At 50.8% G+C, this 13,197-nt stretch carries 7 protein-coding genes; 2 read left to right on the forward strand and 5 right to left on the reverse strand.

Translation table 11 applies throughout. The features are described 5' to 3' along the window. The first annotated feature begins 595 nt into the window (after positions 1 to 595). Both ACRPK8_RS02630 and ACRPK8_RS02635 read left to right on the forward strand, forming a co-directional pair. Positions 596 to 2,626 (forward strand): thioredoxin domain-containing protein, encoded by a 2,031-nt coding sequence (locus tag ACRPK8_RS02630; RefSeq protein ID WP_432236784.1) that lies wholly within the window; start codon positions 596 to 598, stop codon positions 2,624 to 2,626. Positions 2,627 to 2,827: 201 nt separating this feature from the next. Continuing rightward, a complete protein-coding gene (locus ACRPK8_RS02635; protein ID WP_432236785.1) occupies positions 2,828 to 6,838 on the forward strand; it encodes an SH3 domain-containing protein in 4,011 nt (1,336 codons plus the stop codon). A gap of 34 nt (positions 6,839 to 6,872) precedes the next feature. On the opposite strand, the gene ACRPK8_RS02640 is transcribed toward ACRPK8_RS02635, so the two are convergent. From ACRPK8_RS02640 to kdpA, 5 genes are all read right to left on the reverse strand, one after another. Next, positions 6,873 to 7,124 carry a hypothetical protein gene (locus ACRPK8_RS02640; RefSeq protein ID WP_432236786.1) on the reverse strand — a complete coding sequence of 84 codons (252 nt, stop codon included), beginning with the start codon at positions 7,122 to 7,124 and terminating at the stop codon, positions 6,873 to 6,875. Between the two features lie 535 nt (positions 7,125 to 7,659). Next, on the reverse strand, positions 7,660 to 8,748 hold the full coding sequence (locus ACRPK8_RS02645) for a universal stress protein (protein ID WP_432236787.1): 1,089 nt from the start codon (positions 8,746 to 8,748) through the stop codon (positions 7,660 to 7,662). After that, positions 8,745 to 9,266 (reverse strand): K(+)-transporting ATPase subunit C, encoded by a 522-nt coding sequence (kdpC, locus tag ACRPK8_RS02650; protein WP_432236788.1) that lies wholly within the window; start codon positions 9,264 to 9,266, stop codon positions 8,745 to 8,747. The genes ACRPK8_RS02645 and kdpC overlap by 4 nt, the downstream gene beginning before the upstream one ends. Before the next feature lie 14 nt (positions 9,267 to 9,280). After that, the gene (kdpB, locus tag ACRPK8_RS02655; RefSeq protein WP_432236899.1) at positions 9,281 to 11,347 is read right to left on the reverse strand and encodes a potassium-transporting ATPase subunit KdpB; all 2,067 of its coding nucleotides are present in this window, start codon (positions 11,345 to 11,347) and stop codon (positions 9,281 to 9,283) included. 20 nt (positions 11,348 to 11,367) lie between these two features. Further along, on the reverse strand, positions 11,368 to 13,008 hold the full coding sequence (kdpA, locus tag ACRPK8_RS02660) for a potassium-transporting ATPase subunit KdpA (protein ID WP_432236789.1): 1,641 nt from the start codon (positions 13,006 to 13,008) through the stop codon (positions 11,368 to 11,370). Positions 13,009 to 13,197 lie beyond the last annotated feature (189 nt).

Below are 13,197 nucleotides of genomic sequence, written 5' to 3' on the forward strand. Positions count from 1 at the left end.
ACCCCCTTTAGGTCGCCTTTACCCTAAAAAGGGCACAAAAAAAACGCCTTATCAGCGTGTCGTTGTTTTTGGTTGTCATGGGAATCGAGGATTACAGGTGATCAAAACACCTGAAACGACGAAAGCCCTACCTCTCTTTCGTTGTTACGGCTCCTTGGCCGCGCCAGCTGAATCAAGCATTTTAGCAAGAATCGTGATGCGTCTGCAACGGACGCATGATACTGGGATTTTTAGAAATAGCTCAGGAATGAGCGGAAAAGTATCGATTGGAAGGTTTATCTTGCTGGGTCAACTTCTCCTCGTAGTATGAAGAAGGACAAAATAAAAGCGATGACTTATGTCTGACTCATTTGTCAGTAGCGGTCTAAAAATCCTGACCTGTCGATTTAATTGTATGATATGGGTTGAAGATTCTCACATGAGTGATCATCCTCGATTCATGACTTCTAATAATCTATCACAGATTCATTTATAAAGTCAATCTTTCTTTTAAAAAATCGTTTTCCCTCCGTTTGGAATCGGTATTGCACCTGCCGTCAAAGCCGGGTATCGTGAAGAAGACTTACTATTATAGAAGAAACGAGGGAAATCCATCATGTCGAATCGACTTATCCATGAAACGAGTCCCTACCTATTGCAACACGCACATCAACCTGTCGATTGGTACCCATGGGGGGAAGACGCCTTCACTGCCGCACGGGAAACCGGCAAACCGATCTTTTTATCAATTGGGTATTCGACGTGTCATTGGTGTCATGTGCTGTCTCGCGAAAGTTTCGAAGATGAAGAAACGGCAAAACTCTTAAACGAACGTTATATCGCAATCAAGGTCGACCGAGAGGAGCGGCCTGATATCGATCATCTCTATATGACAGCCGCGCAAGTCATGAACGGGCAAGGCGGCTGGCCACTCAGCGTCTTCATGACAGCGGATCAACAACCTTTTTATATCGGTACGTATTTTCCGAAAACGCCTCAGTTCAATCGCCCGAGCTTTCGTCAGGTGACGCTACAGCTCAGCGAACAGTTCCGGCGTTCACCCGAAAGAATCGCCCAAGTCGGTCAGAACATGTCGCAAACACTTCGCGACGTATTGCAGCCTGCGACGTCTACCCATACTTGGAATGAATCCATCATTCACGAGACCTTTGATCAGGCGATGCGGCAATTCGATCGTCAAAATGGCGGATTCGGAGAGGCACCGAAGTTCCCTTCGCCTGCCCTGCTCCGTTTCTTACTCGATTATTATCAGTTCGCTGAAGACGAGACGGCACTCCATATGGTCATGCGGTCGTTGATTGCGATGCGTGACGGCGGAATGACCGATCAGGTCGGTTACGGTCTGTTCCGCTATACGGTCGATGCTGAGTGGCAGATTCCTCATTTCGAGAAGATGCTGTACGACAACGCGTGGTTTGCGACTCTATGCATCGAAACGTATCAAGTGACCGGACAAATCCGCTTCCGCCGCTACGCGGAAGAAGTCCTGTCGTTTACAGAACATGAACTGACCGCTCCGGACGGCACCTTCTACGCTGCGCTTGATGCGGATAGCGAAGGGGGCGAAGGGCAGTATTATACGTTCACATCAGCCGAACTGTTGGACTTACTCGGACCGGATGCACTGTTCCCCCGCTTCTATCAGACCACGCCATCCGGGAATTTCGAAGGACGGAACGTCTTTTACCGGACAGGACGAACGCTTGAGGCGTTCGCCCGTTCTGTTAACCTGTCACCTGCCGAGACGGCAGCTCAACTGGAACACGAGCGTCAGCTTCTTCTTCGTGCGCGAAATCAACGTCCGCGACCGTTTTGCGATGATAAGCGACTGACATCATGGAATGCGATGATGCTTTCGACGTTCGCAAAAGCAGGGCGTGTCTTTAGTAACCCCCACTATACACAGATCGCATCGCGTGCCATGACAACGCTCGAACAATTCGTCCGTACCGACTGCCGGCTCGCCGTCCATTACCGTGATGGTCAAGCAACCGGTAACGGCTTTCTCGACGATTATGCCTATTTGCTTGATGCCCATCTTGAACTCTTCCAGACGACCGGTCAAGCGGTTCATTTACAAGAAGCCGTAGCACTTGCTGATGTACTCCGGGATCAATTCCAGACAGCGGATGGCTATTTTCATTTGACTGCCGCACATTCGGACCGGTTATTCGTCCGCCCACTCGAACTGTATGACGGCGTCACCCCTGCCGGAAACAGTGTCGCGTTGGATGCTTTTGTCACACTCAGTCGGTTGACAGGTCATCTGACGTATCAGGAAAGTGCCGAACGGGCACTCGACGTTTTAATAGAAGAAGTCCGGCAGCAGCCGACCGGACTTGCCTCACTCGTCAGTATCTTTACACACCGGCAAATGGAACCGGTGGAATTGATCATCCTGCTTCCCGAAGGCACGGAGAAACCGGCGCTGCTCAATCGACTGCAGCAGTTACGCTTACCGCAAGTAGCACTGTTGATTGGAACAAAACGCGAACTCGCTCCATCTGTTCCGTTTCTTATCGATTATCCCGAGCCGGTCGAAGCGACGGCTTATCTCTGTCACGACTTTTCCTGTGAACGACCGACGACGGACCTCAGCACACTCCTCGCCCGTTTCGCTATCTGACCAGATTCCCTCCTGTTTAAAAAAACAGGAGGGTTTTTCAAAAAACAAAACCCCTTTTTTCAAAAAAATCCAATATTTTCTTCATAAAAATCCGATATTGTCGATAGTAAGGATAGGCAACCAATCCAACACCTTAGACTTAGACATCCTAGAAGCCGATTCCGTCCAACCGGACGAATATCTACTAGGAGGAAAGATACATTGAACACGACATCATTCTCGAAGACCTTGAAGATGATCACGAGCTTTCTCCTCGTTTTCAGCCTGGTTTTACCGGTGTTTTCAACAGCACAGGCGGCTACGACGAAAGCGACGACTTATCGTCTGTCTACCGATAGTTATCTGTACGACAGAACGACATCTTCACGGAAACGTATGTTGACGATCAAGACCGGAACTGTCGTTTCATCCACGTACACCTCTGCTTCTGGATATTTCAGAAGAGTGACGTACGCTGGTAAAACGGGATATGTCGCGTCAAAATACTTAACGCTTTATGACAAGAAACAAAACGTTTCAGGACAGCGTTATCTCACTTCACAACAGACACCGATCAAAAGTGCGACCCGCACGACGGCTAAGACGATCGGAACATTGGATCAAGGCGATGCCTACTATACGTCACAGCGTGTGACGGATCCGTACGGTGACATCTGGTACCGGGTCAAATACGACGGGAAGACAGGTTATGTGCAGGCGGGTGCCGCACCGATCGCTTATCAAAAGGTCAGCACGACACTTACGACGACCGAAACCTATATCCTTCGTCAGTACGCGGGTACCGGATTTCCGAAAGTCCGGACGATTCCGACAGATGTTAAGGTACAGGTCATCGGACGGATCGGTCAATGGTACAGCGTCAAGTATGCCGGTCAGTCCGGGTACATGCATCAAGGAGCGTTTGCCGGAGCGTCTAAACAAAGTGTGACGACGATTCCCGATACACGCTTCCAGACGAAAGCCGTCACGCCGCTCTACGACCGGACGGATGGACTTAAGAAAAGTCTGACGACGGTTCCAAAAGGAAGTATCCTCACTGCCAAGGCAACAAGTGGCGCCTTCCACCAGGTAACATATGCCGGCAAGACAGGATATGTCGCATCAACAGATTTAACACTTTACGAAAAGAAACAATCCATTTCCGGACAGCGTTATTTGATTTCACAAAAAACACCGCTCAAAAATGCGGCCCGCACGACAGCTACGACGATCGGAACACTGGATGAAGGCGATGTCTACTATACGTCGCAGCGTGTGACGGATCCGTACGGTGACATCTGGTACCGGGTCAAATACGACGGGAAGACAGGCTATGCACAGGCGGGTGCCGCACCGATCGCTTATCAAAAGGTCAGCACGACACTTACGACGACCGATGCCTACATTCTTCGTCAATATGCGGGTACCGGATTCCCGAAAGTCCGGACGGTTCCGGCAGACGTCAAGGTACAGGTCATCGGACGCATCGGTCAATGGTACAGCGTCAAGTACGCCGGTCAATCCGGATACATGCACCAGGGAGCGTTTGAAGCGTCATCGAAACAGGACGTGACGACGAAACTTCCGTCTACCCGTTTCCTGTCAACCGGTACGGTCACAGTGAAGGTAGCACCGACAGATTCAAGTGCGACACTTGCTACGCTGAGTACCGGTAACGTCTACTATACGAAGACGAAGGTGACGAAATCAGATGGGGCAATCTGGTATCAGGTTAAGAAAGAAGGAAAGACCGGATACATCAAAGATGGACGAGGAACACCGATTTCCTATGAGGCCCAATCCAATCTTTCGATGAAAACGACAGCTGCAACATCGATTCGTTCGTATGCCGGTCCATCCTACGCACCGATTCAAACGATTCCAACCAATACGACCATTCGGATTTCTGGAAAAATCGGAACATGGTACCGGGTCAGTTATGGTGGAAAAACAGGGTATGCCGCATCCAACACGTTTACGGCACTCGCAACGAAACAAACGATTACCGGTTCGCGTTTCGAACTCAATCAGGCGGTAGCCATCAAGGCGTCACCGGATGCTAAGGCATCAACGCTTGCCACACTGCAAGCTGGTGATATGTACTACACGACCCAACTGGTCACTTCCGGTAGCGAGCAATGGCACCGCGTCAGCAAGGACGGAAAAACCGGTTACATCCCGACTGGGAAAGGAAACAGTATTTCCTATCAATCTGACCGCATCACGATGCAGACGACCGGTTCAACCGCTTTACGGTCCTATGCCGGAAACAGCTACGCTACCATCAAGACGATTCCTGCCGGGACGAGCATTACGGTGACAGGCATGATCGATACATGGTACCGCGTGACATTCGACGGGAAAACCGGTTATCTCGCAGGACAAAACGTACAGGAACTGGTCAAGAAAACGTCCACTTCTGCCCGTTACCTGGTCAGTGGTACAACCGAAGTCAAAGCTTCACACCAATCGGATGCTGATACGATCGCACGATTGACAAGTGGTGACGTCTACTTCACGTCCCAGCTCGTCACGAATGGACGAAATGAACAGTGGCACCGTTTATCCGTTAACGGTAAAACAGGCTACATTCGTATCAATAATGGTTCACCGATCTCCTATCAATCCGTGCCATCGCACCAGTACCGGACGACAGGTACAAGTGCCATCCGTTCATACGCCGGCCCCTCTTATGACACGGTCAAAACCGTACCAAGCGGAACGGTCCTATCGGTCACAGGGGCAATCGGTTCCTGGATGAAGGTCACGCATGACGGCAAATCGGGTTATGTCTCGAATGCAACACTCACGCAACACACGGATACCAAAAAAATTAGCGGTTCGCGTTTCTTAGCGAACGAATTACTCAACATCAAATCATCACCGGACGAAAATGCGTCGACAGTTGCGACACTGAACGTCGGCAATGTCTATTACACGACGTCACTGATTACGTCATATACGAATTCAAAATGGCACAAAGTGACGGTCGACGGCACGACAGGTTATGTCAATACCGGTCAAAACACGACACCGATCCAGTATGAAGCACAGGAAAAATTATATGTCCGTGCCACATCCGATGCTGCGCTTCGTTCTTACGTCGGCAGTTCCTACACTGTCGTCAAGACGATTCCGAAAAACCTCGTCCTGACGGTTACGGGAAAAATCGGCGACTGGTATAAAATTTCGTACGACGGCAAAAGCGGCTATGCCTACAAGGGGGCGTTCGTGACGACTTCTTCCAAACTGAACGTCTACAACTCCGTCGCGACACCGTACACGTTCGATACCTTCATCAATGCCCAGATGAAACTGAATCCGCCACCGCAAACGGATATCTATAAGAACAAGCTGATGTACGTCAGTACGAGTTATGTCCGCCTCGGCGGCGGATTAGATCCGGTCAACGGAACACTGGCAACCGTCACAGCGACGACACCGCTCAATATCCGCGCCGGTGCTTCGACCGCGACACATATCTACGGTCAGTTCCAACCCGGTCGGATGATTAAGGTTTACCAGTCCGTCAGTGGTTTCTATACGACATACCCGCGCGTCTATTCAAGCGCTACGAACTACTCGACGATCCAGTGGTTGAATGCGCTTGAAACGGATGTCCGCGAGGCTGCGGATCCACTCAAGATTGATCAGAACTCTTCTGCGTTCTATCAGTTCCTCGATCTGTCGAAAACGACCGGGGCATCCGCTGCCACACTCGATAAGATGTTAGCCAATGTCACGAAAGGCTTAGGCATCTTCAATAAGTGTAGCAACGGTAGTTGTGGTCAAGCCTTTATCGATGCCGGTCAAAAATACAGCGTCAATGAAGCGTATCTGATCTCACACGCTTTACTTGAGACAGGTAACGGGACATCTACACTCGCAAACGGTGTGACATGGAACGGACGTAAAGTCTATAACATGTACGGAATCGGTGCATACGATTATGACGCCATCAACACTGGTGCTGCGTATGCTTACAGCCAAGGCTGGTTCACACCGGAAGCAGCCATCGTCGGTGGAGCTGAATTCATCAGCACGAAATATATCCACAACGAATATGAGCAAAACACACTGTATAAGATGCGCTGGAGTCCGATGCGCCCGGGTACCCATCAGTATGCAACCGATATGGGCTGGGCCGTCAAACAGACATCGCGGATTTATTCACTCTATCAACAGATGGACAGCTACACAGCAACCTTTGATATCCCGGTCTTCGCTCGTTAAGGGATAGTTAAAAACATACACGCAAAAGGCTGACTCAAAAGTCAGTCTCTACAAAGATAAGGGGGAACAGATCATCAATCTGTCCCCCCTTATCTCGTAATAAAAAGAATGAAGCGTCACACGCCACTCCTACAGGAAAAACGCATTTATGCGTTGTCAGAGACGAACAAGACCAGTTTTCCTGCTTCAACAAAGCAGGAAAACTGGCTTGTGTCTCGCCTGAGGAAAGGGCGTGAAAAGACGCATCATTCTTTTTTTGAGTCAGCCCCTTTTTCGTAATATTCATCCATTGAAAAGTAAATGACGTCACTCTCGTTTTTATGGCGGACGTTTCCGACATCCTCGCTTTCCACAGGCGGGAGGTAAGTCGCGACATCTCGCACTCCATGCGATTTGTCGGGTCTCACCCATCCCTGACGGAAGCGCTAACCGCACTTCCTTTTCCTGTAGGAGTCAAGGATGTACGGTTGCGTCCTACTAAAACATAACGAAATGAAATCGATAATCGCATCATTTTTACGGACAAAGTAGTCCTTTTCCTTCTTCGTTTCTACTCTCTATACCCGGAAGAAAAAACGCGATTTGTTCACTCGAAATTGCTTCCTAGGGAAAAACAAGCAGGAGCGACCCTGCAACGAAGTGAAGCGGCGCGATGCTTGTCCCAGGAAAACGATGCGAGGTGAACAAAAAAAGTGCAATCTTTCTCGCTAAGAGAAAAACTACACTCTGCCTTCATATGAACGGTACTCCATAATACTGCGAAGCACTGTTATTCTTGAATGATACGAAGAGAACCCCTGCATTTACGCGGAAGGGCTCCCCTAGCGTTCCATGTCATCGGCGACGATTTGAATGTCGATACCGCGGACATGACGCATGATTTCATTGATGATCGATCCACGTCGGATTTCCTGCCAGCGGGTCCGCGCGGATTGACCGAGGACGATTTGCGTGATGCGGTGATGTTTGGCGGCGGCCGTAATCGCTTGGGCAATCGAGCGTTCCCCTTGGATCCGGATCAATACCTCTGCTCCGAACAAGGCACCGCTCTCCCGTACCATCGCTAAGACGTCCTTTTGTTTCGTATTCAATTGATTCTCCGCTGCCGGTAGAATCGTCAGCACATATAAATCTGCCTTTAGCCGGCTCGCCATCCGAAAACCACGATAGATCAACTTCCGTGCGTTGTCATTGAGCTGGATGCAGACGAGAATCCGTTCCTGGAGCGTCGCCGGATCCTTTTCGATCAACAAACGTGACTGATAGACTTGATCGTCGACTTCATCCGCGACCTGCCGTAGCGATAACTCCCGTAAGCTCGCGAGATTCTGAAGCGAAAAAAACGAATTCAAGCTCTGTTCAATCTTTTCCTTCTTATAGATCTTTCCTTGTTCAAGCCGCTCGCGTAACGATTGCGGCGTCACATCGACGAGTAGGATCTCATCGGCTTCACCGAGAAACGGATCCGGGATGCGTTCCCGGACTTCGACACCTGTCACTTCCTTGACCTTAAAGAGCAGACTCTCGAAGTGCTGGATGTTGACGGCCGAGTAGACGTTGATGCCCGCGTCAAGCAGCGCTGCGACATCTTGATAGCGTTTCTTTCGTACCGATCCTGGCGCATTCGTATGCGCCAGTTCATCGATCAGTACGATATCGGGGTGACGGGCAATGATCGCGTCCACATTCACCTCAGGGAATGTCTTGTCCTTATAGACAACTTCAAGTAGCGGAACCTGTTCGAGTTGTCCGATCATCGCTGCCGTCTCTTTTCGACCATGCGTCTCAATCAGACCGATGACGACATCCTTCCCTTCAAGCGTCAATGTTCGTGCATCGGCAAGCATCTTATACGTCTTGCCGACACCAGGAGCTGAGCCGATGTAGAGCTTCAGCTTTCCCCGTGTCATGACTTACTCCGATCCAGTGCCAGGTTCAAGCGCAGGACGTTGACGTAATCATGCGTCCCGGCTTCCTTCGTGATCAACTTCCGTACTTCTTCACGCGACAGGTCGCGTGCGGTTGCGATACGCTTCGCCTGAACCAAAGCATAATCGACTGAGATGTGCGGATCGAAGCCAGAACCGGATGTCACGAGGGCATCGTCCGGAAGCGAAGCGCCGTCCGTTTGATCCAGTTTCTGCAATTCCGCCATCTTCGTGCCAAGCTCCGGGTTCGATGCGGCTAGGTTATCCCCAGCAGACGATCCCGCTAATTGATCGACCGCTGATGGACGTCCGTGAAAATATTGTTTCGACGTGAACGGCTGGGCAATCAATTCCGATCCGATGAATTTTCCGTTTTCCTGCACTAAAGAACCTTCTGCTTTATCCGGTACGAGGAGTTGACCGAACAGGGTCAACAAAGCGGGAAAGACGATCCCGCATAACGCTGCGACGAAGATCGTCACACGAATGGCTTGTTTCATGATTCGTTTTCTCCTTAGAGGATGCTTGCAAGCAAGACATCGATGATTTTAATACCTATGAATGGAACGACGACACCGCCAAGACCGTAGATCAGTAAGTTACGACCGAGCAATTGATCGGCTGTCATCGGTTTGTACGTGACTCCTCGCATCGCCAGTGGAATCAACATCGGAATGATGATCGCATTGAAGATCAAGGCGGACAAGATCGCACTCGTCGGGGAATCAAGACGCATGATATTGAGCACTTCCATCTGCGGAATCGCCACCATGAACATTGCCGGGATGATCGCAAAATACTTCGCGACATCGTTTGCGATCGAGAACGTCGTCAACGCCCCTCGTGTCATCAAGAGCTGTTTCCCGATTTCGACGACTTCGATGATTTTCGTCGGGTTCGAATCGAGGTCAATCATGTTCGCCGCTTCTTTTGCCGCTTGCGTCCCGCTGTTCATTGCGAGGCCGACGTCTGCCTGAGCGAGGGCCGGTGCATCATTCGTCCCGTCTCCTGTCATCGCGACGAGGTGACCGGCTGCTTGTTCCTGCTGGATGACCCGGATCTTATCTTCCGGCTTACATTCCGCGACGAAATCATCGACGCCTGCTTCGCGGGCGATCGTTGCTGCCGTCAACGGGTTGTCTCCCGTACACATGACCGTCTTGATCCCCATCTCACGCAATCGATCGAATCGTTCGCGCATGCCCGGTTTGACGGTGTCTTTCAAATAGATGACACCAAGAATCTGTGCATCCATCGCGACGACGAGTGGTGTTCCACCGAGACGAGAGACGGAATCGACTTGTTCTTGCAAATCACTCGGAATCGTTCCCCCTTGTTCCTTGACCCATTCTTGAATCGCTTGTCCCGCCCCTTTCCGCACACGGCGTCCATCTCTTAAGTCGAGTCCGGACATCCGTGTCTCTGCGCGGAATGGTACGATCTCTGCACCATCTAACCAGCGTTGTTCCACCGGCATCGCGCGAAGTTCAGCGAGTTCAAGAACGGAACGTCCTTCCGGTGTCTCATCAGCGAGTGAGGCGAGGATCGCCCCCTCGAACGCCTGCTCGGCAGTACGTCCACCGACCGGTGTGATCTCCGACGCCATCCGGTTCCCGAACGTGATCGTTCCCGTTTTATCCAGGATGATCGTCTGGATATCGCCTGCTGCTTCGACCGCCTTCCCGCTCATCGCGATGACGTTGAAGCGCGTGACGCGGTCCATTCCGGCGATTCCGATTGCGGACAACAAACCACCGATCGTCGTCGGAATCAAACAGACGAGTAAGGCGATCAAGATCGGACCCGAAAGATCGAATCCAAGGTAGTTCGTAAAGACGGGGAGTGTCATGACGACAAGTAAGAAAATCAGCGTTAAGCTCGTCAACAGCGTTGATAACGCCAGTTCGTTCGGTGTCTTCTGACGACTTGCCCCTTCGACGAGGGCAATCATCTGATCGAGGAATGATTCTCCTGGGTTACTCGTGATCCGGACCTCAATTTCGTCACTGACGACGAGTGTTCCACCGATGACTGACGAGAAGTCACCGCCCGCTTCCTTGATGACGGGTGCAGATTCCCCCGTAATCGCTGATTCATCGATCGAAGCAAGTCCTTTGATGATCTCACCGTCACCCGGTACATACTCCCCTGCCCGGACGAAGACGATATCACCTTTACGTAGTGTCGCAGACGAGACACTTTGAATCAGTTGTCCGACACGTTTACGTGCCATGACATCTGCTTTTGACGCTTTCAGTGAGTCCGCTTGGGCTTTCCCGCGTCCTTCGGCGATCGATTCCGCGAAGTTCGCGAACAAGACCGTCAGGAAGAGAATGATGCTGACTGTCAAGTTAAAGCCACGCATCTCGTCAATGAAGATCGTATAGCCGATTGCGAGCAAACAACCGATCCAGACGACGAACATGATTGGTTGTTTGACCATGTTGACGGGATTTAATTTTTTAAAGGCATCGATCGTCGCTTGACGCGCGATCGAGCCGTTGATTGCTGATTTATTCTGCTGTTCCGGCTGTCCGTTCGGTTGGTGTTCCTCAGGCGTCGGATGCATGATTCGTTCCATCATATGCTTTTATCTCCTGTTCACATCGTCAGCCAATCCGCGACCGGTCCAAGTACGAGCACTGGCAAGAATGTCAATGCACCGACGAGTACGACCGTACCGAGGAAGACTGTTCCGAAGAGTGGTGTGTCTGTCTTAAACGAAAACTCATCTTGCGGGACCGATGGCTTCGCTTTGAGCGAACCCACGATCGCAAGCATCAAGATCAATGGGATGTAGCGTCCGAAGAACAACGCGAATGAAGTCGAGACATTCCAGTAGACGCTCGCATCCCCGAGTCCTTCGAATCCGGATCCGTTATTCGCCGTCGCGGATGTGAATTCATACAGGACTTGCGACAGTCCGTGATAGCCTGGGTTCGAGATGCCGGCGACGCCTGGCGCGACGTACATCGAGATCGCTGTTCCGACGAGAATCAGGAATGGCGGAACGAGTAGCGCAATCGCAATCATCTTCACTTCGAACGTCTCGATTTTTTTACCGAGGAACGTTGGTGTTCGACCGATTAAAAGACCCGTCAGGAAGACTGCGACGAAGGCGTACAACAAGACGTTCAGGAATCCTGCACCTGCTCCACCGTAAACGACGTTCAGCATCATGTTGCCGAGCTGAATCAATCCGGCGAGCGGATGCAGTGAGTCATGCATCGCGTTGACCGCACCGGTTTCAGCTGCCGTCGTGATCGAACTGTAGAGCGCTGTTCCGATTTGACCAAATCGTAATTCCTGACCATGGGCCGTTGGATTCGCAAGTAAGCTCCCTGCCATCCCGACCGTCATCATGATGAAGAGAAGCGTCATCACACCAAGGAACAGTCGCCCTTGTTTCGCAGACCCGATGATTTTCCCGTAGGCGATCGGAAGAGACATCGGAATCAACAACATCAAGAACATCTGGATGAAGTTGACGAATTGGTTCGGGTTCTCGAATGGATGAGCACCATTGACACCAAAGAAACCACCACCGTTGTTTCCGAGTTGTTTGATGACTTCAAACGCAGCAACCGGTCCACGGTAAATCAATTGCTTCGCTCCTTCGAGCGTCGTGACGCTGACCGCCCCTCCGAACGTCTGCGGTACACCGAAGACGATCATGAGCATTCCGAAGACGAGTGAAATCGGAACCAGGATTCGGAAGATGAAGCGAACGAAGTCGGCATAGAAGTTACCGAGCGGTTTGTTCGCAAGACCACGAATGACAGCGATACAGACCGTGAATGCCATCGTTGGAGCGACGAACAACATCGTTCCGAGGACAAACGTTTGCGAGAGATACGAGAGTGCCTCGCCTGAATAGTGTTGTTGATCGGTGTTCGTCATGAAACTGATCGTCGTATGCAGCGCCGTCGACCAGTCGAGATTAGCGGCACCGTTTGGATTGAGCGGCAAACTGCCTTGGAAACGAAGTAACAAATACCCACCGATGAAAAAGAACAGATTAACGAGTAATAAACTTTTCGAATAACCGACCCACGATTGATCGTGCTTCTTTTCGTCCACTCCGAGGATGCGTAACAAGCGTCGCTCGATTTTACCGATTTTATCCCCCCGGCGCTCCGCAACCGGTGCAAAGTAAATTCCGATATAACGACCAAGCAAGACTGCTGCACAGAGTGCGATGACGAGTAGGATCCAAAATTGGATCATGAATTGAGTCCACATGTGTTTGTTTCTCCTATGCGATTAGAATTTTTCTGGATACATCAGACAATAACCGAGATACAAGAAGACGAGGCAGCCCGTCGCCAGTAAAAACCATGTCATTTTCGGTCACCTGCTCTCCACTTTGTGCGTTCGATCAGATGAATCATTCCGAGCGTCGTACCGAAGAAAAAGAAAAGCAATACTAGA

It is taken from the genome of Exiguobacterium sp. TDN 0502 (genome assembly GCF_050846835.1).
Classification (GTDB): domain Bacteria; phylum Bacillota; class Bacilli; order Exiguobacteriales; family Exiguobacteriaceae; genus Exiguobacterium_A.

Bases quoted from the DNA above. Each gene is read 5' to 3' on its own strand.
- ACRPK8_RS02630 (WP_432236784.1), top strand. From the start codon at position 596: ATGTCGAATCGACTTATCCATGAAACGAGTCCCTACCTATTGCAACAC.
- kdpB (WP_432236899.1), bottom strand. From the start codon at position 11,347: ATGGAACGAATCATGCATCCGACGCCTGAGGAACACCAACCGAACGGA.
- ACRPK8_RS02640 (WP_432236786.1), bottom strand. From the start codon at position 7,124: ATGAATATTACGAAAAAGGGGCTGACTCAAAAAAAGAATGATGCGTCT.
- kdpC (WP_432236788.1), bottom strand. From the start codon at position 9,266: ATGAAACAAGCCATTCGTGTGACGATCTTCGTCGCAGCGTTATGCGGG.
- ACRPK8_RS02645 (WP_432236787.1), bottom strand. From the start codon at position 8,748: ATGACACGGGGAAAGCTGAAGCTCTACATCGGCTCAGCTCCTGGTGTC.
- kdpA (WP_432236789.1), bottom strand. From the start codon at position 13,008: ATGTGGACTCAATTCATGATCCAATTTTGGATCCTACTCGTCATCGCA.